Genomic DNA, 25,847 nt, shown 5'->3' on the forward strand with positions numbered 1-25,847 from the left:
TGGGCTGAGCGTAGGGCTGGACCGTGGTGGGATGACCACTGGATGCGGCGGACGGCCCGGTGAAGACACCGATGCCGCTGCTACCGGCACCGGGCATGCCCAATGGAGAGTCGTGGCGCCCGGAGTTGGTGATGGCGAAGCGGTCACTTGGCGCGTGTTCCGGTACTGAGGCCTCTGTTTCCGCGCCGGACTGGGTGAGAAGCGCGAAGACACTCTCGGCTCGCGCTCCGTCGCTCTGACGGGTGTCGTCGGACGGGGCGTCGCTGCCCCTGCCTGCGACGCCCGGCCCGGAGGCTTGCTCGGCGACCGCCATGGGCGGCGGCGTTCCGCCCTCCGGCTCGGCTGAGGAGCGCTCGACGCGCTCCGGGGGAACTTCAGGGAATCCGATCGGTGCCGGTGTGCGAGGGGCATCGCTCACGGCAGACACATCACCGTCCGCAGGGGAGGGCTCGGATGTCTGCTGGAGGCCGGTCATCAGGGCCTGGGCTGTGCGCTCCGCGAGGCTGAGCACCTCCTCGGCCGGTTCCGGCGTGCCAAGCACGTCTGCGGAGCCCTCGTGCGCCTCGCGATCGGCCGTCGTCCGAGGGAGCTCGTCGTGCCCGGCATCCGGTGTCCGCCTCGGGAGTGTCGCTCCTTCGGCGGGCGGTACCGGCAAGCCATCACCGCCGGGAAGTCGTTGCCCCGGCAGCCGGTCCAGTACGAACTGGGCAGCCTCAGCCCGCCGCGAGCGCGAGAAGGGCAGGCCGCGGGCCAGGTCGCGGAGGACCGCCAGGGCTTCCGCGCTGTCCGCGGAGTGCTCTTCTTCCGGTGTGCGGCCGAGCGTGTCCAGGGCCTCCGGGAGCCTCGGGTCGGTGGAGGCGAGCACCGAGTGGCGGCTGTCGATCTCCTCGCGCAGGAGGCCGGCCAAGTCCGCGCCGGTTCTCGTGGAGGTCTCGTAGAGCGCGCCCCACTCCTGGTCGTCCAGGCCCAGGAGGTCCGCCGCCGCGCGCTCCTGCGGCGTGATCAGGCCGGCGTCCTCGGCCTGTTCAGAGGTCAGTCCGCCGGGGCCGGCGACCGCCGGGGTGAGCGGGTCGAAGGCGTGGATCCGGCCGGAGGGTTCCACCCAGCGGGTCACCCGGCGGGTTCCGCCCTCGCCGTCCTGAAGCGTGAGGTCGGCCCGCAGGTGCGTGCCCAGTTCCTGGGCGACACCCCGGATCAACTGGTGGTGGTCCAGCGCCACCGAGCCCAGCACGGCGGGCAGTTGCGCCGGACCGAGTCCCGTGTCGCCGCTGATCTGCTCGCGTGCCTCGTTGACCCGGTGGATGATGGCGGTGACGGTCTCCGTGAAGGACTCGCCGGCCGGCGGGGCCAGCTCGGAGGGGCTGGCCGCCAGGTAGTCCCGGTAGCGGCGGAGGAACCGCGGTTCCTCGAACGTCGGGTCGGTGGACCGGGCCTCCCTGACCAGCGGGGTGAGGGTCCGCACGGCCCAGCGGTAGGTCTCGGCCAGCGCGCGCCGGTGCAGCGTGTCCTCGTCGAAGGTGAGGACCAGGTGCCGCGGTGTGCCGCCCTCGGTCTGCCGTACGGAGTCCGCGATCAGTTCGTGCAGGCGGCCGGGGGTGGCGTACGGCAGCCGGGCCGCCTCCGTGATCAGCTCGGTGAGGTCGTGCCCGCTGACGTCCTCCGGTGCGAACCTCTCGGCGCCCCGCAGGTCCCGCCACGGGGTGAGGGCCGAGTCGGCGAGGTGTTCGGAGGCGGCGAACCGGCGTTGCAGCTCGGCCACTTCGCTCTCGAACACCTCGGCGTACACGTCCCCGGTGAACGTCCGGCTGCGGTACTCGCCCTTCGCGGTGTCCGCGCGGAACAGGTGGCGGTTGAAGCGTTCGGCCTGAAGCTGCCCGCGGAAGCGGAGCCGGACGAGCTGGACGGGGCCCTGCTGCTTGATGTGCTCCTCGCGGCGGTAGTTCTCGGTGCCCGTCGCGGACCCGGAGGCACCGGTGGTCCTGGACTGCTCGGTGTCCGCTCCGGGGGACACGGTGTTCACGTGGTTCTCGCCCACGTGCAGGGTGTCGGAGCCCGAGTCGCTCAGTGCCTCCGTGAGGCGCGGGTGGTCCTGGGAGGCGCTGTGGGAGGTGCCGCTCTGGTGCTTGCTGTAGCGGCCGGTACCGGTGTTCTGGACGGGGCCGATCACCTGGAGGTCGAAGAGGTCGCCGGTGAGCCAGACGCGGGCCCGCCTGCGGGAGTCGCCCGGCACGAACAGGTTCTCGTCGAGCAGGTCCCGCTTGCCCGCCACCGCGTCCCGCAGGTGGTTGCCCATCTGGGTACGGCTGAAGAGCTGGCTGACGGGCAGCGCGCTGCGGGTGGTCAGGCCGTCGGCGTTCTTGCCGAACATCCGCACGAGCAGCTCGCGCATCGCGGGCAGCGCGTCGTCCACCATGGCGCTGCTGATGTACGCGTCGTTGGGCAGTTCGGGCAGGGGGCGCAGGTCCGGTCGCGGCTGCGGGCCGGAGAGGGGCTTGTGCTCGGCCAGTCCGCGGGGGATCTGGAGCTCCAGGACGCCCGGGACGGTCTCGCTGGTTCCCTCGGCACCCACGGCGTCGTCGTGGTGGAGCACCGCCTGCGCGAAGTTGTTCAGCGGCCGGCGGGCCATGGCCAGGCGCCGCACCCGCACGGTCATCGACTCGTCGACCTGCACCCGGTAGTGACCGGTCCAGTCGTACACGGTCTGTTCGGCGACCGCCGACTCGGCGCGGGTGACCCCGTGGTGCAGTCCCGCCCCGACGCCCAGCCGGGCGCCGTGGGAGCTGTGGCTCTCGCCGCCGCCCAGCCGCGCCAGGTTGGCCGACATCCCGCGGTCGTGCGAGACGCCGCTCCAGGTCTCGACGTAGTTGTGGCTGTAGTTCTCCAGACCGGTGCCGGGAATGAAGTCGACCACGCGGGGCGCCGACGTCAGGAGGGACTTCAGATTGACCTCGACGACGTCGGCGAGGAGCCAGCCCCACTTCCCCCTCTCCGGGTTGACGAAGTACAGCTTCCAGCCCTCGCGGTGCAGCAGGTCGTCCATGAACGACAGGTCGCGGCCCTTGGCGAGGAGGGCCTGCAAGGTGTTCACCCCGCCCTGCATCCGGCCGATCCGCCGGCCGTCCCCGACCCACACCTCCGCGTCGGAGAAGAGGCCCGGGGCGACCTGCTCCACGTGTGCCCGCACGATGTCGTACGTGGTCCGGCCGTCGTCATGGACCAGGTCGCGCACCCCGCTGTGCCCGAGCGCGCGGCCACTGGGGTCCTCACGGGTCAGGTACTCGGGGAAGACGAGGTCCGCGTACGGGTCGCGGGCTTCGGCCAGGTCGATGCCGAACCGCCGGCCGAACGCCTCCCGGACGGCGTCGTCGCGGATGATGAGCGCCCCGTCGCGGTGCAGGTCCGCGAGGACCGCCGCCAGTTCCTCCCTGGACGCTCCCATTCGGTCCGACAGCTCGGCAGGCAGTTCCGGGGTGTCCTCGGCCCACCGGGTGAGCACCGCAGCCAGGGTGTCGCCGCGCAGCCGCAGCTCCTCCCGCTCCCAGCGGTGGAGCGCGTCGGCGAGCTGCCGGTCGGGCAGGGGCAGTTCGCCCTGGCCGTACAGGTCGAGCGCCTCCGGCTCGGACAGCAGGAAGAGCATCGTCCTGCCGCCGACCGACTCCTGCGCCGACGCGTGCGCGGACGGAAGCAGCTTGCCGTGCTCCTCCCAGCGGGTGCGCACGGCGAAGTCCGCGGTCGTGAGGAAGGCGTAGGCGTGGTTGAAGTCGAGCTGGATGAATTCCTTCGCGCCGGTCCGTCCGCCCTGCTCGCGCACGTTGTGCTGCCGCGAGTGACTGATGTCGATACCGCCCTGGAGCGATCCGGGATCGTGGGCGGCCGGGTCCAGCGGGCCGCCGGCGGTGACGGAGACCGCCGGGACGGCCAGCCCGCGGGAGGCGGTGTCGGCCGACCGGACCTGGCCCATCGCCAGTTGGATGATGCCCAGCACGAACGGGTGGTCCGTGGCCCCCGCGAACCGCGAGACACCCATTTCACCGGAGATGTCGACCCCGGCGAAGGTGTCCCGCAGCAGGCCGCTGTCGAAGAACTGGTCGCTGCTGTACTGGCGGTTGAAGATCTCCTTGGCGAAGGCGCGCACCAGGATGGTGCTGGTGAACGACCTCAGCTCCTGGTCGGCGTTGCCGTGCGGTCCCGTCAGGCCGCCGAGGATGCCGGTGGCCGCCTCGTGCAGGCCGCTGGCGTCCAGGAAGAAGACGACACCGTGCTTGAGCACGTCCGGCGAGGTGTGGTCCGAGCGGTGCAGGCCGGGGTCGCTGTCGTCGCCGAGCGGCAGCAGCTGGGTGAGCGCGCGCTGACGGGGCAGGGTGATCGGCTCGGGGTCGCGGGCCCCCGGGCGCACCGTGCCCCGCACACCGCTGTGCTCGTACTCCACGGTCACCGTGTAGTCGCTGTACAGCTCGTGCTCGTGCAGGAGCCCCCGGTACTCCAGCAGTTCGGGCCGGTTGTGCAGGTAACTGACCTCCTGCGAGGCGCCGACCTGGCGGAACAGGTCGATGCCGAGGGCGCCCCCCTTGAGCTGGTCGTGCGCGGTCCTGACCCGGAAGGACAGGGAGACCCGCCTGCTGCCGCCGGCGCCCTGCCCGGCGGTGCCCATGCCCATGCCCAGGTTGACGGCGGCGTAGTTGTCCGTCGACCCCTTGTACGTGTCGGCGTCGCCCGGGGACCGGGTGGCCTTGATCGTGACCCGCGCCGCGTCCGAGGTGAAGTGGCGGGTCTTCCTGAACAGCGTGAAGCTGAGGCCGCTCTGGTGGATCTGGTCGTAGTGCGAGTCCAGACCGCGGTCGGAGACCAGCTTCTCGAACAGCTTGACGTTGTCCAGCAGGCTCTCCAGCTCGGTGTGGTCCGAGTACCAGTGCGACCGGGAGAGCGCCGCGGCGGGATCGGACGGCAGGAAGCCCTGCCGCACGAGTTCCTCGCGCAGCCCGTTCCGGATCGACTCGACGGTGCCGGTGTCGACGGAGACCAGCCCCATGCCGATGCCCTTGCCCTGCTTGATGTAGGAGGGCAGCGGGCGTTCGAGCGGGTCGCCCTCGCGGCGGCCGGTGCGGCGCAGGGCCTCGTCGGCGTAGGGGACGGTCCGCACGAGCGGTCCGCCGTCCGTTTCCGGCGGTTCCTCGACCCTGGCGGCGTGCTCGGGCTTGAGGGCCTCGGCCACCACCGGGAACCCGTGCCGGAACGCCTCGTGCTCCGGCATGCGCACCAGGCCCCGGCCGCGCACGGGACCGGACTCCACCGAGTCCATGCCCCGGGGCGTCACCCGTACGGTGTGCTGGAACCCCACCTCGTACGCGGCCGTGTAGCCGATGAAGCGGGGGACGAGCACCCACAGGCCGTTGCGGCCGGAGCTGAGGGTGTCGGAGGTCGACCCGCTGAAGCCGACCTCGGCGCTGATGCTGAGCGCCGTCACGTCGTCCGTGACGCCGACGTTGGCCCCGGCGACCAGCGGGGTCACACCCGAGGTCTGCGACAGGGTGTGGCTGCCGCCCCCGCCGTCGATGGCGGTGCGGACGTTCTCCACGGGGGCCTTGTCCGTCGTCGCGCCCACCGGCACGGCACCGGGCAGGCGTCGGGAGCGCAGTTCGACGAGCACGGTACGGCCGTCGGCCTTGATCTCGAAGCTGTAGCCGTTGGCCTTGTTGACGGCCTCGTCCAGGTGGGCGTCGAGGTTCCACAGCTTCTGGATCAGCTCGTTGCGCGCCGTCGAGCCCAGCGGCAGGCCGATGCCCTGCCTCTCCAGTTCACCGGCGACGGTGTCCAGCAGTGTGGGCAGCCCGGTCAGGCCCGAGGCGTAGTGGAACTGGGGCAGCCGGTCCGGCAGGACGTTCTCGCCCGTGGCGGTGACATGGGACCCGGCGTCCTGGAGGTAGTGCTCGGGCACGTACAGCATCAGGCGTTCGTCACCGGTGGTCCGGATCCGGGCGGGCGGCGTGTCCGCCCACTGCCGCGCCGGGTCGGTACGGAGCTTCACCGACCACTCGGCCTCGTAGGCGAGCAGCTGGGACTCGGCGTCGCTCACCTCGACGTGGCCGCCCTCGGCGTCCGCGATGTGCGTGGTGGAACGCGAGGACGCGTTCGCCGTGCCGGTGAGCCGCAGACCGCCGTAGAGGCCGTTCGGTCCCATCGGGAGGAGACCGACGTTGTACGTCACGGACGCGCCGAGGCGGGTGGCGCTGGTGTTGCCCGAGTGCGTCTGCGCGTGCGCGCCGGTGAAGTACGTGCCCTTGATGCTCTGGTTGGCGCGGAAGCGGCTGGAGGAGTCCGTCCGGGGACCGAACAGACGCTCCTGCAGCCTTGTTTCCTGGCCGTCCTGAGCGGGTGTGCCGTGCGCCGCTCCGGCGGTGCCCCCGTCGCCCTCCTCCGGGATGGTCTCCAGCCGCGGGGGGCGCGCCAGTCGGGCCGGCTGCTCCGGGCGGCCCACCGGTTCCGGCCGTGCCAGAGGTTCCGGCCGTTCCGGCCGTGCCTCGCCGGGCGCGTCGGTGCCGGTGCTCTGCGTCAGCGGGCGGTCGTAGGACCCCGCGGGGTCGAGGACCGCGCGCGGGGCGGTCGGGTTGAGGGTGATCAGCGCCTCGGCCGGGCCGAGCGGGACCACGAGACCGCTGCGCCAGCCGGCGTCCGGGGCCGGCGTCTCGCCCGGGGCGGGCAGCAGGTAGCGGTAGTTGCTCAGCAGCCGGTGCGGCAGGAGCGTCCACACCGACTCCTCGACCGTGAGGCCCTGCCCCTCCACGAGGTCCCGGAGCTGTCGCACGACCTGTGCCACGTGCGGCAGTTGCGACCGGGGGACACCGGTGGAGCGCACCGCGGGCGGCGCGTCGACCGCGTCACCGAGCACCAGGTTCCGCCGCGCGGGGCCGCCTTCGCGCAGCGGGGAGCCGTCCTCGGCCTGCCACGGCGCGATCCGTATCTGGTGGTCGACACCGAGGTCGAGGGGAAGGTCGTCGCCCCGCGTCTCCTGCGGGGTGTACACGCGCAGGCCGGTGCCCTCGCGGATGCCGTCCGGGTCGGGCCGCTCCGACAGGGTGCCCCGGGCCGGGTCCGCCGTCACGCCGAAGCGGCTGCCGATCACCGGCCGTCCCAGGTGGTGGGTCAGGCGGGCGGCCAGGACGTCGCCGTCCGGGCCCATCAGCACCGGCGTCTTGCCCTGGGCTTCGACGGCGAGGAACGTCGCCAGCTGGTCGACGGGCACGCCGGGAGTGTCCGGGCGCGCGTCGGGTGTGAAGACCAGGACGTGGTCCGGGTCCGAGAACCCGGCCGCCTGCTCCCACGCAGCGCGGTCGGCGCCGGGCAGCCGGATCGCCTCCGCCCGTGCCTCGAACCCGTGGCGGACGAAGGACGACTCGTCCATCAGCCGCTTGATCGCCGGCCAGTTGCCCGGCGCGGCCGCGGCGGAGTCCGGCCGTGCCGGGGACGGTGGCAGGAGATCCGCCGCGGTGTCCACGAGGGAGACGAGAGCCTCGCGCTCCGGCGGTGACTGCGTACGCACCACGGTGAGCAGTTCCGCCAGCGGATGGCGCGGCATGGTCTCCGGCGTGGCGGTGCCCTCCCCGGTCGTACCGCCGGGCTCGTGCGGCGCCTCCCCGGCGGCGCCGGCCGCCAGGGCCTCCCGCGCCCGGGACAGCAGGGCGGGCAGGCGCCGGTCGAGGGCCGCCAGCCGCTCGTGGCGGCTCGCGGTCTCCAGCCCGACGGCCTCGTCGAAGGTGCGGCCCGCCTGCCAGGAGGTCCGGTAGACCGTGGCCAGGTCCCGCTCGTCGAGGCCCAGCTCGTCCACCAGGGCCCGTCGGGCGGGGGACAGCAGGCCCGCGTCCTGCGCCTGCTGGGCGGAGAGGCCCGCGGCGCCGGGTGCCCGCTCGTCGAGCGGGTCGAAGGCGTGGACGCGCCCGTCGGGGCCGGCCCAGCGGGTGTGCCACGCGCCGTCGGGGAGGCGGACGTCCAGGCGCAGGTGGGTGCCCAGGTCACCGGCGAGCCGGTGCAGGAGGTGCTCCGCCGAGGCGAGGTCGCGGGGCATGCGCAGGACCGGGGGCCGCAGCGGTGGCAGCGCGCCGTCCGCGTCGATGCGCGAGCGGACTACGCCGAGGTCGCCGAGGACCGTGGCGAGCAGTTCCCCGGGGTCACCGGAGAGCGGTCCGCGCGCGGTCCGCAGGTCCTCGTAGGCGGCGAGCTGTTCGAGGATCGGCGCGTCGGGTTCGGTGCTGGTCTGCTCCAGATCCGAGCGCAGGGTGCGCTCCGCCCAGCCCGCGATGTGCCGCAGGGCGTTCTGCTCCAGCCGCCGGGTGTCGAGGGTCAGGACGGTGCCGTTCGTGCCCTCCCGGGCCGGCCGCCCGTCGGTCCGCTCGCGCAGCGCCTGGGCGACGAGCCGGTGCGGCGGCGCGGTGGCGGCGTTCGGGCGGTCCGAGACGTCGACGAGGAGGGCGGCGAGGTCCGCGCGGGGGGCGCGAGGTGCGTCCTCCGTGCTGTCGTGCGGTGCCCGAACGTCCGGCGCGAACGGCGCCAGCGGGTGCGGGAGGGAGCGGACGACCGGGCCCGAGTCCATGACGGCCTGGAGATCTGCCAGGTCCGTTGGGGAGATCAGAGGCCGCCCGTCCGGACTTGACGACATGATCGACCCGTCGTGGTGCACGGCGGACGACGCGGAGGTGTTACGGAAGGCGTGGCCGGGATCCTCGTAATGGTCGCCCAGTCCGGCGAAGTGCAGAGCCTCGTGCACGTGCTCGGCGGGAGAGGATTCCAGGTACCAGTCGGTGGTGGAAGTGGGCCCGGTACCAGGACGTACGTTCACCACATGGTGCGCGGCTGTCGGGTTGCGTACGAATTCGAGGTTCAGCCGCAGCAGGTCCCCGTTCGGCAGGCGGAAGTCCGGGTCGTTCAGGGCGCGCTCGTTGACGTGCTGCTCGATGACCCTGACGGCGCCGCCGGCCAGCAGCCGTGTCTCGTCCGTCGTCACGCCCTCGGCCGGCCGCAGATGCAGCCGGATGGTCACGTCCCGCATCCAGGCCCCCGACGCGAACTGGAAACGGCGCAGCTCGAACCGGGTGTCCCACTGCGCGCCCGCCAGGGTGCCGTCCCCGGTGCGCCCCTCGGTCCGTGGGTCGAACCTGGGCGTGTCCACCAGGGAGGGGCGGGCCGTGTTCCGCAGTTCCTCGTACGCGGCGTAGGCACCGGAGCCCACACGCTGCACCGGTTCGGGGCCACCGGCGGCCGTGTCGTCGTGAGCGGTGCCGGGAGATTCCTCGTGCGGTCCACCGGTCGTGTGGTCCTGCGCCGGCCAGGCCCGGGGAGCGTGCCACCCGCCCGACGGGCCCGCCACCGGCTGGTGACTCATCGAACTGCCGCTGTCCGAACCGTCGTCGGAGTCGTCGGACGAGAGGTCCACGTCCTCGAAATCCGACTCGGCCTCGGGGAACAGCCGGGCGAAGCTGCCGTAGTAGTCGGGGGTGAGGTAGTGGTGGACGGCGCGCGCGAGTTCGGTGTGGCCTTCGAGGAACCTCGGTGCCGCGGTGGCGAACGCCGGATCGGCCGCGTAGCGGGCCACCAGCCCGTTGAGCCGGCCGAGCAGTTCCCTGCGCGAGTAGCGGGAACCGAGGCCTCCCAGGTGATCCCACAGGTCACGGGCCAGGGCGCGTCGCACCGCGCGCACGTAGTGGCGGTGCAGCTGGTCGTCTCTCTCGCGCACCAGTGCGTCCGTCTCCTGCCAGGAGCGCGGCTGGGTCTCCGTGGGGTGCGGGAAGCTGTACGCGTGCCCCTCGGTGAGCAGCAGGACGGGGCGGAGGGGCAGCTCCCAGTCGCCGGTGGTCCAGCCCGCACGATGGTGCTGGTAGTCGGCTGTCAGGTCGTCCTGGACCCGCTCCAGGGTTCCCTGGAAGAAGGAGTACGTCGAGGGCAGACCGATGGCTTGCGCCCACTGGGCCACGGTGAGCGGTCCTCGGTCCAGGGCCGGGTCCAGCACCATGGGCACGGTACGGCCGTCCGCGCCGACCGCGTTGACGACAGGAGCGACGTGATTGTCCCACTCCACGGTCACGGGACGCCCATGGGTGGCGCCGCGGGCCGTGTGGCTTCGGGTGAAGAGACCGGGGTCGCCGGCGCGCGCCGCCATCACCTTCGAAGGCAGGGTGCCCCAGCGCATCAGCTGAAGCGCCCACAGGTGGGCGCGCAGGAAGCAGCCGCCTTCCGGGTGCCCCGCGGTGACGGGCACCGAACCGTGGTCGGGGTGATCGAATCTCACTGCGGACAGCCGCTGGTACCAGGAGGTCACCTGGCTCATGGGCACCGGTGAGTCGTCGACGCTGCCCAGTGCGTGCGACAGGGCCGGGGCCAGACCGGGCCAGCGCTGTGTCACGGCCAGGTTCAGGTCTTCCGGGCCAACGGGCAGGTGCCGGCTCCCGATGCGGGCCCGCCAGGCGTTCTGGACGGCCCAGATCTTGCGCATGTCCCGGTCGAGGGACTTCAGATGGGCGAGGGCGGCCCCGGCGTCGTTGGACTGATAGGCGTCGACGAGCCGGCTGACGAAGTGCTGCACCGACTCCGTCTGGTGGTCCGGCTGGTTTTCCCTCGGCGCCAGGTGGGGGATCGGGTCCGCGAAGCTGACACCGTCGATCAGACCGATCAGGCGCTTCGCCTCCAGCGCGTTGCCCAGGGACAGGCGGCCCGTCTGCACGGCGTGGTCGACGGTGGCTTCCAGCCCACCGCCGCGGGTGACGTGGTGGAAAGCCCGGGACAGGGTCAGCGCGCTGAAGAACTCCGGTGTGGAGGAGCGGCGTTGCAGCAGGCGCAGGAGGGCCGGCGCGTCCACCGGGCGCCCGCCCAGCAACTGGTGCACGCGCTGCGCGTAGCCGGTCTCGCCCGCCGCCCCGGCCGTCTGGTCCGTGGGCGCCTTGGGGGCCGTCCAGCCCGTGGCGGGCCGGTCCGTGTCATGGGGAACGGGCGCGGCCAGGACCTCGGCGACGGCGCGGGCGGCTCGTTCCTCGCCCGCCGTCCACGCCGTCACGAGGACGTCCAGATGCCATGCCGCATCGGATCCGGGCCGTGCCAGGTCCGCGTCGGAGGCCGTTCCCGCCGGGTGCAGTTCCTCGTGCAGGGACCGCACCGGCGCCGGGACGCTGGACGCGCCCGCGCCGCGGCCGGCGGTGACGTCGGCGCCGAGATCGCGCAGCGTCCGGGCGGCGGACACGAGCGCGGCCGCCGGCTCGCGCAGGGACTCGGGGGACCGGGCCGACGAGCCGGAGGCGGCCAGGGCGTCGAGCGCCGTGAGGTACCCGGCGGTGGCGGAGGCGAGCCGGTGCGCCCGGTCCACGACGGCCGTCTCGACGGCCGTGGGTGAGGTGAGAGCGGGCGCCCATGACGAGGACGGTCCCGGCTGTTCCAGGGTGTTCTGCCGTACCTGGCGCACGAGGTCTTCGGAGCGCAGCAGGTGGGGGTTGTTGGCGATGTGCTCCAGCTTCGGCGGTCCGGCGATCAGGTCGCCCGCCCCGTTCCACCGGTAGTCGTTGCCGCTCGCGCCGCCCCGGTCCGTGCTCTTCGCGTACACGACGGTGTCCACGAGCCCGTCGGGGGCCAGCGCGTAGAAGAACGCGACGCCGCCGCTGCCGCCGTTCAGGTGCGCGTGCAGGGGCCTGTTGACCGCCGGGGCCCCGCGTTCCCGGATGCCGCTGCGGTCGGCCAGCCTCCTGACCACGCCGAGTTCGAGCTCGGTGAAGCCGATCTTCTGCACCGTGTCCGTGAGGTGCACCCGGTCGCTCATGCTCCAGGTGGCGGGCAGGTGCGGGCGGAACGAGGCGAAGCGGCGGGCCCGTTCGCCGTGTGCCTCGTCCCATGCCGCCAGCCGGCCGCGGACCACCTCGCGCCAGCCGTGCCTGGCCGCGCCCTCGACCTCCCGGATCACCTCGTCGTAGACCCCGGGGTCGAGGACCATGTCGAGCTGCGAGACGAAGCTGCGGAAGTGCTGCTGGAAGGCGGCCGGTCCCAGCATCCGCTGGAGCGCCGGGATCTCGTGGTCGAGCAGGTGTGCGTCGGCCGCGGGAAGGTGGTGTTCGAAGTAGGCGCGGGCACTGTGCGCGGTGGAACCGCCTTCTGCGACCGTCCGCCAGTCCAGCGCGCCGGACCGCAGCAGCGGAAGCAGTGAGGGATCGTGCGCCAGGCGTTCGGCGACGGCCTTGCCCTGGGGACCGGACAGGGCCTCGGCCAGCTCTTCGGAGTGCTCGATCGGCTCGGGCCGGTCCTGCGGACGCGGGGGCCGGGGGGCGTCGGCAGGGGCGTTGCGCTCCGCCGGGACGGGCTGGGGCTCCTGGGCCTGCGGTGGCGTGGGACCGGTGACCGGTTCCGCTGCGGCCGCGGCCGGCGGGACGCTCGTGGGCCGGTCCAGCGCGGTGATCAGCCGCGCGGGATCGGTGCCGGCCAGTACCTCGTCGAACTCGGCGCCGGAGCGCATCAGGTTCCGCACGTCGGAGGCGAAACCCGGGTCGGTGTGGGCGCGCGTCTGCCAGGCGGGTTCCCGCAGGAAGCGGTGGGCGAACAGGGCGGCGCGCTCGTCCTGCTCCGCCAGCAGGTGCGCCAGGGCCGACCGCCGCAGCAGCGGCGCCAGGGAGCGGGCCTCCTCCTCGCCCATCCGTTCCATGCCGAGGACACGTTCCGTGAGCACCGGGCGGCGCAGCAGTTCCCGGCGGACCTGCCGGGTCAGCAGTCCGCCCAGTGCGGGGTGCCGCTGCACCAGCGACCACAGGGCGGGTTCCTCCTGCGCGACCTCGACCAGGGCGCGGTTGGCGTGGAACGCCCGGGCGAGTTCCGGCGTGGTGCGGACCGCGTTCAGTACGTCTTCGTTCCGCTCCAGCAGCCGCACCAGGCGCGGCTGGTCGATCAGCGCGCCGCGCAGGTCGTCCCCGCGGGCCAGTTCCTCGGCCAGGGCCGGGTACCGGCTGATGAGGGGGAGGACGCGGGAGGCGAGCAGCGCCTCGCGCGACTCCTGCGGGGTGCGGGCGAGCACGTCCACCAGGGCGGGGGCTGCCTGGGCCGTCGGCAGTACGTCCGGGTCCAGGACGCGGCTGATGAGTTCGGGGTGTGCCGTGAGCCGGCTCGTCAGGGCCCGGTTGCCGACCAGGTGGGTGAACCCCGTCTCGTCGGCCGCCACGTCCACGCGCGTCCCGAGGGCCGTGACGAGTTCCGGCAGGTCGCTCAGGGAGCCCACCAGGTAGCTCATCTCGGTCACGGCCGCCAGACGTCCCGGCGTGGCCATGATGGCCTGTACGACCGGCTCTCCGGCCTCCTCCAGCGCCGCGATGGTCTCCGGGGCCTCGGAGAGCGCCAGGATCTCACGGGGCCACTTGAGCATGGCCTTCGTCGCGGCGGGACTGTGCTTGACGAATTCACGCAGGAGGCCGTTCTCGTTCCGGCTCAGTTCCCCTCTTTCCACCGAGGCGTAGTCGGGGTTCTTGGTGAGGAAGTCGATCCGGCTCCGCTGGTAGGTGGACCATACCGACGAATCTTTTGTGAATTCGGCGAAGACGACGTCCTGCTGAGCCAGAAGATGGGGGAGACCGGAGAACTTCAGCAGATGCGGCAGGAGGGCCGGGTTCCCCTGGATCCGGCCCAGAAGCGACGGACGGACGGAGATGAGTTCCCGTATTTCCGAGTGGAAAAGCAGTGCCTCGGCCACGCCGGGGTTGGCGATGGCCGCGTTTCGCATGTTCTCGTCCGCCAGCACAGCGGAGTAGTTGCTCCGTACCTCTGTGGTGTCAGTGGTGCTGTCTGGTGGAAGCTGGGGTACGAGTTCTTCTGCGGGCGTTCGCGCGGACAGGCCGGCCGTGAGAAGCCGGACATGTTCGCTGCGTTCTAGGGTGAGCGGGAATCCCTCGGTCGTCAGGTGCGCGGGACCGCTCGCCTCTATCGCGGACAGCAGGTCGCCGCGTCGTGAAGGGTCTGCGAGGGCGGCCTGCGCGAGTGACTCCGCGTCGGTGGTGCCAAGGTCCCATGCCGTGGTGAACCCGGGGCGGGCGATGGCCTCGCGCAGCGCCTCGGGGAAGGTCAGAAGGGCTTCGGTCAGCGCGCTGTCCTGCCGCTCCGCCATCAGGACGTACATTCGCCCGCTGGTCAGGAGTCTGTCCCAGTGCTCCGCCGGGATCTTGCCGAAGGAAGGAGCCAGCTGTTTCAGCATGTCGGGTGCCGAAGCTATGTTTCTCACGTAATCGGCGAATCGGTCCACGATGCTGGGCCAGATGTTCGGGTGGCGGTACAGCAGCCGGATCAGCCCTGAGTCCCCGGCGGTCAGAAGCCTTGAGAAATCGGCGGGCATGGGGATGGCGATGGTGGGGGTGAAGCGGGCAGCCGCGGCCCACCAGGGATTCTCGTCGATCAGCGCCACGCGCTCGAGGAAGTTCGAACTGATGGAGATCCAGTAGCTGGCGGCGGGGCTGTTGTAGGCGGCCGTGCGCGTCCTGTTCGTCTCCAGGGCGATCATGTGGTGCTGGAACGCGTAAAGATGGGTGCCGCGGAACGCGTGGGCCGCCATTTCGTTGCGGGCGGCGTTCTTGAGGGCGAAAGCGGCCTGGGAGCCGTCCGCGGGCAGTCTGAGATCGCCCAGCGGGCGGTTGAGGATGCGGCGCAGGTGGTGAGGCCACAGCGGAGTGGGATCGGCCGGGTCGGGCTGGAGCTGCTGCACCGCTGTCATCAGCGGTCGCAGAGCGGCGGAGCGCGACTGCCCGGAGTTCTCCCTGAGTACCTTGGTCAGTGCGGCCTTCGCCGGTTCCAGAGCAGGGGCGACGGTGGCGGCGAGCCGGGCCGGCAGGTCTTCGTCGGCGACGTCGTCGTAGCGGTGCGGATCGTGTGACAGCGCGACGGCCACCTGCGGGTTGCGCGCCGCCACCGTGATACGGCTGGGGTCGGAAAGCAGCCGCAGCGCGAGGTCCGGAAGATCTTCGAGCACGTCTGTCAGACGCGAGTCAGGATCGAGGTTCTTCAGCTGGGTGAGAGCTGAAGGGTCCCTCATGACGGTCCTGAGAATCCTGATGTCCGACAACGCCAGAACGAGCTGACGCGGATGGTGCGCGAGTTTCTCGTCGACGTACTGGCCGTCGATTCCGGCGAGGACCGCGCGGAAGAGTTCGGGGGTCGCCCTCTCGGGGAAGCGTGCCACCACCGAGTGCAGCGCTGCCGGAACGGCCGTCACCTGGTGCAGCTGCCAGATGCGTTCGACGGGATCGTCCAGGCTCATCAGCACATCGGTGAATTCCCTGGAGTCGTTGACCAGATGGGCCATCACGCTGATGTGGTTGGCGACCTGAACGAGGGCGGAAAGGACGTCGATATTTCCGCCCGTACGTGCCAGCAGCCGAGGAGGGTGAGTGATGGTGGGGAAAGCGAACTCGCGGATCGTGGGGTCGGACTCGAGCCTTGATGTCACGTCATCGCGCAGGAGGACGCGCACGAGGTCGCGATAGCCGTTCTCCTGGGCGGCATGCCAGTCCGCCGGCACCCGCTCCAGGGCGTCCAGCACGTTGGGAGCGTTCTCCAGTACGCGAACGAGCGCGGGCTCGGTGCTCAGGATCGGCCACAGGAACCGCCCGCGGCGAGCGAGCGAGTACATGATGGGAGGGGATTCGAGAAAAACCTCGGGCCGGAATCCGGTGCCTTGGTTCCTGCTGGCGTGGTTGATGATATGGGCGATCATCGACAACAGGTGGGTGAATTCGACGCTGTCGGGCTTCGCTTGCTTCCGGACGATGTCGAGAGCCGCTCTCTCCATCTCGTTCCGGAAAGCGACCGGAACGTTCGTGAATACCCTGAACGCCTCCTGGATCTCGGCCAGAGTGGTGCTGGGGATCTCGCTCTCGGCCGGCCGTGCGGGCTGGGCCGGTGCGGCGGCGGACTGGGTCGCGGCAGCCGGGGCCGATGAGTTCGCGTTCTTGGCCTTGCCCTTCTTCTTTTTCTTGGTTCCGCTCTGGTGCTCCTGCTTCTCGGGCTGGTCAGGTGCCTTCTGGTCGGAATCTCCCGACGGCCGTCCATGAGTGTCGAGAACCTGTTGGATCCGGTCCCGTTCCCCGGGGGAGATGTCCTCTCGCCTCAGTTCCCGTTCGAGTACCTCCCTCTGCGGGCCCTGGTCGATGCGCGAGGCCATGACGGTGACGGTGCTCTGCCTCGCGCGGGAATGATGATGCGCGGCGGTCCATGCCTGAGCGATCAGGGGGAGCGCCTGCTGAAGACCCGCCCGCACCTCGGGCGGAACGGGGGTGGCGGACGGCCGGGGCCGGTCGAGGAGGGAACGGACGCGTTCGTGCAGCTGCTGCAGCCGGCGCGGCACCGACGAGGACAGTCCTCCGCCCTGGGCGACATACCTGGCGGTGAGTCCCGCGAGTTCGTTCCACTCGACGTTCGAGATCAACGGCTGGATCGGGTGGTCCGGATACGGGTGGAGTTTGTTGATCGCTCTGGCCACGGTGACCAGGGAGCTCACGAGGGGATGGCGAAGGATGTGCTCGGCCTGTTGCACCGTGAGCGGGGCGTACTGATTCTGTTCGACCTGCCTGTATGACTGTCGGGATACGTCTGCCATCCGGTTGACGACGTGGGCCATCTGGTCGTTGTCGAGGAGGTGGTCCGGATGCTTCAGGTGCCGGAGTTCCAGGAGGACCAGGGGGAAGCGGATGTTTCCGTTGTTGTCGTCCAGGGCGCGATCATGCATCCCCACCGAGCCGAACTGGGTGACGGGTCCTCCTCTGGAGGGCGCTCCCAGTATTCCGGTTCGGAAGTAGTCTTCATGCGTGGATCCCCAGTCCAAGTACTGGTTGAGGATGTCCTGTGTGTCGTCCGAGAAATTGCCTGAATAAACGCGTCGGTACTCGGCGATGGTGGCCTGGAGGTGTTCCTCGAATCTGGTGCGCAGCAAGTCAAAGTTCTGCCACAAGAAGACCTGGGCGGTCAGGTCGAGTGATTTCAGGACTTCGTTCACTGGTGTGCGCAGTGCTGCGGGGAGAAGGTTCTTGATCAGGTCGTTCTTGAAGAAACGCGACTGCAGGGGGCTGGCAGTGACGTGACTGGACAGGAGCCACAGGTGGCCGCGGAGACCGTCCATTCCTGGAAGGCCTGAGAGGAAGGGCAGTTCCTCGCTCGCTGCGCGGCGGCTCAGCCCGAGATGTTGCGCATAGTGTCCGGCGACCTCATCGGCGAATTCCTTGGCGGAGCGGAAGGCGTAAGCGTTCTGGGAAAGGAGGTTGTATTCTTCCGCGGCCAACTCGAGAGTCGAGATCATGCCTTCTGCGGGAAGACCGACGGTGAGCTGGGTGTATGCGGGGTGATGGGCCCCGTCGGTCGACGGGAGTACGGAGACGGAAGCGGCATCCGGGTGGAGACGCCAGTCCGGGTGGTTCAGCAGTTGCCGTAGGGGTATCGGCCTGTTCTCCGCGTCGGCCCGCCCGAGCAGCGAGCGGACCCATCTGTTCATTCTCAAGCCGTCATCTATGGTCATCCTTCCGTGATCACCCGGAATTGCGGCCAAGGGCGGCAGTATGATTTCCAGGATCGGGGTCGTCACCGATTCCGGCCGGAAGCCCGGTGTGGCACGCAAGGCCTCCGCTTCAGAAGAGTAGAGCCGACCGTCTCCGGCTCTGAAGAAGTAGCTGTAGTCCACTGCGATGACCACACCGGGTCCCTCGGGAGACGTCGGGGGGCCGACGTACTCCGCCAGTTTGGTGTCGCCGTGAAGATGGACCCCGGGGGCGACCAGGAGGGGGTGCTGGTCTTCGACCTCCGTTCCGACAGCCCCGTACTGATGGCTGAGCGCGGGGTCGGTCAGCGCCTCCGCGAGGGAGGCCGAGCCGGACTCCCGGCGGGGCGGCAGCACCTGGCCCGAAGGGTCGACGAAGAGCGCGCGCGCCTCCACCGGGGTCCACGGCGGCAGGCCCTCCGAGAGGATGCGCTGCGGTGCCGTCAGGTCGACCCAGACGACACGGGGGGCGCTTCCCGGGTTCTCGGGCGCCAGCGCGTAGGCGGCCCAGGCGTGCCCCACGCCGGCCAGGTGCCGGTTCAGGACGAACGCGGTGGTGCCCGGTTCGAGACCGACCCTGGCCGACACCGACTGCCAGGAGTCGACCGCCTGCCACCCCGGGCCGAGCGCCAGGGGGCTCTCCTGGGGGCGGACGCCGAGCACCGAGTCGTCGACGGTGCCCGACGGCCTGATTCCGCGCGGGAAGAGGTGGGCCCTCAGTTCGTGCAGCAGCGTCAGGCATTCCTGCACGGACATGTCGTAGGGGGACTGGGAGGACCACTGCGATCCGGGGGCGCCCTCCGGCGCGGCCGGTGTCCGCTGCTCGTGAACGGTCCGGATCGCGGTGAGCGCCGCCGTCGCCAGGCCGTCGGCGTCCAGCACCCGGTGGCGGACGGGGGCTACGGCGTCGTGTCCCGGCCGCGGTGTCACGGCTTCTTCTCCGGCGCCAGCGTGCTCCTGCGTCGGTGAGGCGGAGAGACCCGAGGAGAACCACGTGACGGAGTTCTTGCGGGTGTAGTGGTTCTTGTAGACGGGTTTCTGATGGGGAAAGACGACGATGACCTTTTCTCTCCCCTTTTCGATTGGGCTGTTGATCTTGTCGCGGATCGCTATTTCTTTAGGATTGTCTGTCTCCCACTGGCGGTGCGCCCCGTGCTGGACCTCGGGAACTGCGTTCATGGTCTCACTCAGAACATGCTGGTATGTTCCGGGTGTGAGCGGCGATCCAGTCGGCTTGTAGATGTCGAGCAGATCGATGTCGCTCGCGATGGGACGGAGAGTCCTGTCCTTGTCGTAGCCGTGGACGATGCCGCCGATCACGGGGAAATCCTCGGCGATCTCCTCCATGTGCTCGTGGAACTGCCTGAACTCCTGCTTGCGTTTGTCGTGATGCTTGCTGATCGCATCCCGGTGTTCGGGAGAGTGGTGCGAGAGGTCCGGGAGTACCGGGTCATAGAAGCCGGTGAGGCCGAGGTGTTTCGAATTGAAGCGCGACCGGACGGTTTCACCGGTGGTTGTATCGATTTCCTCGTACTCCAGGAAGAGATCGTAGGCAGAGATCGACTTCGACTTGATCTGGAGCGGTTTGGGCAATGCGCCTTCCTTTAGGCGCCTGTCGGCGAACTCATTGACCTCCCGGATGGCGAAGGCGATTTGCAGATCGCTGCTCAGCCGGCGGAATCGCGTCATGTTCTCTGCGGAGATGCCGCCCATACCCTCGGATTCGTCGTCCTGCGGAGACTTCCATCCGTCCCAGTCGGTGCCGAACCCGCTGCCGGTGGCCACGCTGAGACCCCTGGTGTTCCGCCGGGAACCGCCCTGCGCCGGTGGTGGCGTGAGAACCAGGTCGGGAGCTGCCGGTCGCGGCGTGAGAGCCGGGTCGGAGTCCACCGGCCGCGGCTCCGTCTCCAGCGGTGAGATCATTTCCCAGTGGAACGGTGCGGGTGCCCGGCGGGCCCGCGTCACAGGAGTCGTGGCCTCCTGCGGGCCGGCGTGTGAGTCGGTGCCGAAGGCGGAACCGAACTCCACGGAACCGGCCTCGTCGGCCGAGGGCGTTCCCTGGCCGCCACGGCTTCGCGACGCGAGAGCCGTGCGCAGGGTCTCGATGTTCTCGGGGCTGAGGTGCCTCGTGACATCCGAGCTGTTCAGGACGTTCGTGATCCCCGTTTCCATGGTCTCTTCGGCATCTGCCATGAAGACCTGTACGTCGGTGGGGCGCTGGACGGCGGCGGAGCCGTTGCTCTGCCGGACAGGGGCGGATCCGGCGGAGTCGTGCACCGCGTCGAACCCTTCCAGCGTCGTCAGCAGCTCGTGCAGGAGGCCGCGGTCCGGGGTGAGCGCGCCCCTCACGATGTCGGTGAGGTGGAAGACGGGCTCGCCCGGGAGCACGTGTTCCGCGTCGACGAGTTCCGTGGTGACGACGACGGGCACCCGGCCCGCGAGCGCGCCGACGCCGTTGAGGTAGGCGGAGAAGGCGCGGCTGATGTCCGTCTCGATGTCGTCGAGGCGGGACCAGTGCTGGGCGGCCCAGCGTTCGGCGGCCCAGTCGCCCAGGCGCGCGTCGTACCTGGGGCGCGCGACCTTGAGGTGGACGTGCGCGTGGGAGGTCGCGCCCTCGGTGACGTAGGTGTGGACCGTGTAGGGCCGGCTGAGGAGGGGGGCGAGCACGTCCCGGTCGAAGCCGGCCGTGTTCAGGTGGGTGTGCCGGCCGATGAGGTCGGCGTAGTCGGCGGGGGTGGCGTCCACCGGCCAGGCGGACGGCCGGGGCGCCTGGAGGAGGAGCATGCCCGCGCCGTCCTGCGGGTGACTCGTGTCGGTGAGGTCGAGCGTGAGGTGCGGGCGCTCGTCCGGGGTGACCTGACGCAGCGCGACATAGAGCTGGTCCGGGCGGTGGTTGAAGCGCCGTGCGACACCTGCGCGGGCCTGGTCCAGCACCGTGGCGGCGTGGGTCCCGGCCGCGTCGCCGGTGAACGCGACGCGGACCTCCAGCTCGGTGCGCTCGTGCCCGGTGGCGGTGTGGACGCGGCGCGCGTCGAAGAGGGGGCCGGGGGTGAAGGGCCCGCGACGTACCGGCGGCGGCGCGTAGGACCGGGCGGAACGGGAGGGAACAGCGGTCGGGGGAGCCGTCCGGTGGCCCGTGTCCTGGGCGTCGGCGGGGCGCGGGAGCTGCTCCTGGAGCTGGACGCCCTCCTGTTCGTCCACCGGTCCGCGGACGGTGTCCTCGTCAGCCGGTACCACGCCGGCGGTGTCCCGTTCCGGCGCGGGCTCGGGTGCCGGGGAGGGGGAGGGGGCGGTGGCCGTCGTCGGGGCGGTGACCTGGTCCTCGGCGGTGCCCGGGTCCGGTGAGGTGCCCGGACCCACGTGTCCCGGGGATTCGGTGATCAGGCCGTCGACGGGCCGGGGGGCGGGCTGTTCGACAGGCTGGGGGCCCGGGGCTCCGTCGCCGGGAGCGGGGCGCGGCGCGGGCTGCGGGGCGGCGGCCGCTGCGGCGGTGGCGGCGTCCAGAGCGGCGACGGTGGTGGTGAAGGTGTCTTCGTTGTCCTTGTCGTGGGTGAGCCAGGCGGTGATGTCGTGGTCGACCTGGGCCCAGATGGTGTCGTAGGCGGTGAGGGTCTTCTCGCGGAAGTCGTCGGCGAGCCGTTCCCGGGTGGCGTCGTCGAGGGTGTGACCGGGGTTGTCGCGGTGGTGGCCGGACAGGAGGGCGTGGAAGTCGCGGGCGGCGTCGGCGGCGGCGTCCGTCAGCCCGTGCTCGTGCTGGATCCGGGAGACCAGCGTGGCGTTGAGGTAGGCGGCCGCCTCGTGCCAGGGCCGGTTCTCGGGCGCGCGCCGGGGGCGGGCGCCCCCGGACGCCGGGGCGCCGGCCAGGTGCAGGGCGGCGGCGCGGAAGTCACGGTGTCCCAGGTGCCCGAACCAGTGGTCGGCGACGGCCTGGTCGACCGCCTGCTCCCACTGGAGGCGCAGCCGCCGCTCCATCTCGTCGCTGAGCTCCAGGCCGTTGCGCAGCCCGTCGAAATGCTCTGCGAGCGCTTCGGTCAGGACGGCGTTCTGTTCGTCCAGGCGGGCCTGGCGGAAGGCGGTGTACTCCAGGCGCTCGCGGAGGGCCTCGGGGCTGGTGTACGAGGCCGTGAGCCGGGCGATCCGGTCGCCCGGACCGTCCGGGGACGCCGAAGGCCCCTCGCCGTCCCGCTCGAAGAGGGTGTGCAGGTCCCGGTCGAGTTCGTCGCGCAGCAGGTGCCGTGTGCGCTCCGGCAGGTCCCGCGCACCGGTGAGGGCGGAGTCCTCCAGGTTTCGGTCGAAGGTCTCCAGTCCCTGGCGCGCCCATCGGGCCCGCACGTTCAGCCGGGAGACGGCGGGCCGGACGTCGGCGAGCAGACGGTGGTAGGTGTTCTCCAGGACGTGCCAGTCCGGCTCGGTGCGTTCGCCGCCGCGGCCGGTGTCGTTGACGTGCAGCCCGTCCGTCGCGTCCGGGTCCCAGCCGGCGGCCTTGTCCACCGCCCGGCCGGTGATCGCGTCCAGTTCCCTGGCGAAGTGCTCCTGGAGGGCGCGCACGTGGCGCAGCATCATGCGGTCGCGCAGCTCGGTCATCGTCCGGGGGACCGTGTGCGGTTCGCCTTCCCCGAGCGCCTCCCAGAACCGTTCCGAGCCCACGAACAGGCGGCCCTCGTCCGCGTCGGCGCCGTCGTGCCGGGCGCCCGACCCGTCCCGGCCCCCCTCGGGACCGGCGTCGGCCACGGCCCGGCGGAAGTCCGCGTGGAAGGCGTCGGCCCAGCGCACGGTCTCGGCGAGCTGGACGGCGTGCCAGCCCAGGTGCGTGCGCAGCTCCTCGGTGACCGTCCGCCACTCGTGCTCCGTCACCACCACGTCGCGCGGGTCGGTGCCCAGCCGCTGGGCCAGCCGGACCCGCAGCCTGGCGTGGGCGTCGGCCAGTTGCCGGCGGAACGACTCCTCCACCCGCACGGCCGCCACCTCGTGCGCGGCCTCCTGGGCACGGCTGTCCTCCCGCTGCTCGCCCAGCAGCGTCCGGGCGCCGAGGAACTCCTCGAACCGGGTCCCGCGCAGGGAGTCCACCGCCCCGCGGGTCTGCTCCCGCAGCGCGTCCCCGTCGAAGATCTCCGCCTCGTCGAACAGATCGTGCCGGGTCAGCTGCTCGTGGAGATCGGCGTCCCGCGCGGTACGGAACTCCTGCCACAGCCCATCGAGCCGTTCGCGCTCCGCCCGGCGGGCCCCGCGCAGCAGCTCGCCGCCCGCGTCCACGACGTCCGCGGGGCGCTCGTGCAGGTCCCCGCCGGGAGCGGCGCGCCGGGCCAGTTCCGCCAGGCCCGCCGTCACCTGGCGGCGCACGCCGTCCGACCCGTCCCCGGCCCGGTCGGCGAGCGCGCCCGCCCGTACGTCGGCCTGCCGGGCCGCCACCTCGTCGCCGCCGGCGTGGGCCTGGAAGTCGAACACCTTCGCACCGGAGGCGGCCGAGTCGCTTCCGGCCCACTCGAGGCCCCGGGGCAGCCCGTTCTCCGCCGCCGGGTCCACCAGTGTCTCCTGGGAGGCCAGGGCTGCCGGAGCGGGCGGAGCCGGTGCCTCGTCGTGCACCAGTGTCTCCTGGGACTGCGCAGCGCCGGGGAGCGGACCGGTCGCGGGGTCCTCGGAGACGGTCGGGAACAGGGCGGGGCCGGACCCGCTCCCGGCCGGCTGGTGCCGGACGTCGTCGGACGGGCCGGTGGACGTGTCGTCCGTGCGGACGGGGCCGGTCTCTGCCTCTCCCGGGACGGGTCCCCCGTCGGCCGGAACGGCACCCGCTTCGGCCGGGCGGGCCGTGCCACCGGTGAGGACGCTGGCCGTCGTGTCCGTGACGGAGGACGTCGTGCTGTGGGACGTCGCGTCCGGCGCGGTGCCGCGCTCTTCCGTGGAAGGAGCCTCCTGGGTGGCCGGTACGTGTTCCTGGCTGTCCTGGCTGTCCTGGCTGTGGGTGCGTATGGGGCGGCCGGACGCCGCCGTGGTGTCCGTGCCCGCGGGGGACACCGGGGCGGGTGTGCCGGACGCGGGTGTGCGGGGGACGGCGGGGCCGGCGTCCAGGGTGGTCCGTATGTGGTCGCGGAAGGCGGTGAGGTGGGTGGCGGCCTGGGGCCAGTCGCGGCGGGCGACGGCTCTGTCGGCGCCGGCGAGGAGACGGCGCTGTTCGGCGGGCGCGATACCCGCCTCGGTGGCGAGCTTCCGCAGGTGCTGCACCGCCTCGAAGGCCGCCGCCGGGCGTTCCAGGAGGAGGCGGGCCCGGTCGGCGTCGTCGGTGTCGTGCCGGGTCAGTTCCTCGGGCGCCTGCCAGCGGTGCAGCGACTCTTCCAGCCGGGCCCGCCGGTCGGCCCCGAGCGGCGGGCGGGCGGCGCCGGACTCGGTGGCCAGGCGCGGGGCGGGGGACGAGGACGCGGACTGGTCGCCGCCCGCCCGTACCGGGTCGGGTGTGTGGCCGACGGTGAGCCGCTCGGGGATGTCGAGGCGGACCTGCCCCGACCGGGGGAACTGGGCGGCCGGGGACATGGGTGACCCCGTGTTCCCGCCGGTGGTGGGCAGCACGTGTCCCGCCGGGAGTGTGCTCTGGCCGGGGCCGGGGGCGGCCCGGTAGGGCGGGGCCGTGCTGGAGCCGGCCTGCCTGGAACCGCCGTCACCGGGCAGGTCGCCGCCGCCCCCGGCGGGCCCGTGTCCGGGTGTCTTGTTGATCTGTGTGAGGTCGAGGTCTCCGAGGGAGGGTTTGTGCTGGGGGAGGTCGAAGCCGAGGCGGCCCTTGATCCAGTGGCCGAGCTTGGTGGCGCCGATGTGGCCGACCGCGCTGCCGAACGCGGCGCCCGCTCCTCCGGCGGTGGTCATCCAGGAGGTGGTGAACTTGCCCTGCTCGTCGAGGTTGAAGAAGCCTTCGGCGAGGTTCATCGCGCCGGCCTGCAGCCCGGCCTCCGGGAAGGCCCGGACGAACTTCATCCAGGACGACGACGGCAGCGCCCCGGCCAGTTCATGGGAGAGCGCGTTGCGCACGCCGCCCATACCCGGCGGCATCCAGTGCAGCGTGCTCTCCAGCTCCCGGCCCAGCGCCTTGGGACCGCGTCCCGCGTGCGCCATGAAGGTGTCCGCCCACCCCCGGCCCGCCTCCCGCGCCTGGCGCCAGCCCAGCCGCTCGCCGAAGGCCCGCGCGAACTGGTCGCCCACCGCGTTGCGGAACGTCTGGCGCCCCGCCCGCCCCACCACCTCGTTCTGCAGGCGCACGGCCATCGGGACCGTCAGACGCCCGATCTCGCGCCCGAACCAGTTCCCGCTCACCAACTCGCGGTTGAGCGGATCGTTCCACAGGTCGCGCAGCGCCTTCTCGTCGAAGGACTTCGCAGGACCGAGGAGGGCCTGCTTCCCGCCCAGGGCCGCCTTCCCCCCGCCGACGGCCGCCTTCTGCCCGCCCAGGGCCGCCTTCCCGCCGCCGGTGAGGGCGTTCTCCCCGCCGGAGACTGCGGCCTTGCCACCGGTGCGTGCCGGGGTCGCGGCGGGACCGTGCAGGCTCTCCCCGATGATCTGCTGGATGTTCTTGATCGCCTTCGGCCCGAAGAAGGGCAGCTTCCCGATGCCCTTGCCGATCGGTCCCATCACGAACGGCACCAGCGAGGACACCGCCCCCTGGATGGCGCCGAACTTCAGCGACTGGTTGCGGTACTCGTCCCCGTGGGCGGTGTGCTTGCCCTGCGCCGCCAGCACCCACCGCGTCAGGCCGTCCAGAGCCGCGGCGAGCACCACGTTCATCGTCATGATCGACGCGGTCTGCGCCGCGGTGCGGGCCAGGAACTGCGTCAGCTCCGTCGTGAACAGCTCTCTGAAGAACGTGTCCAGAGCCAGCTTCTCGAACGCCGCCTGGACCGGGTTGAAGATCTCCAGGACGGCGATCAGCGCCAGCTCCGCGAAGAACAGCACCACCTGCTCCACGATCATCATGTTCGTGTAGTCGAGCTGGTAGGCGAACTCGTTGCCGGCGTCCGCCAGCTGCAGCGCGGTGTCCTTCAGACCCTTCACATAATCGGTGCCGTTCCCCGAGGTGAGCTGCGAGACCGCCTGCGCGTACGCCTGCATCGCCTCACCCTGCGCCCCCTTGACCGTGGCACCGGTGATGTCCCCGAGGGCGCCCTCCAGACCGGTGAGGAAGCGTACGAGTTCCAGGTGCGGGACCACGATCTCCGCCCGCACCCGCTCGGCGGACCCCTCGGGGATCGACATCCCCGACAGCGCGATCACCAGACCATTGACCACCGGGTCCACAGCCACCGAAAACCACCCGCAAGCACACATCAGCCGACGGAACAGGCCGTCG

At 71.5% G+C, this 25,847-nt stretch carries 1 protein-coding gene; it reads right to left on the reverse strand.

What is annotated here, in order from left to right; translation table 11 throughout:
* Positions 1–25,801, reverse strand: a 25,801-nt coding sequence (locus tag IG64_RS12970; RefSeq protein ID WP_267883404.1) for a protein-glutamine glutaminase family protein, incomplete at its 3' end; no start/stop codon positions are given.
* Between the last annotated feature and the right edge of the window lie 46 nt (positions 25,802–25,847).

Source organism: Streptomyces sp. NRRL S-340 (assembly GCF_000720185.1).
Lineage (GTDB): Bacteria > Actinomycetota > Actinomycetes > Streptomycetales > Streptomycetaceae > Streptomyces.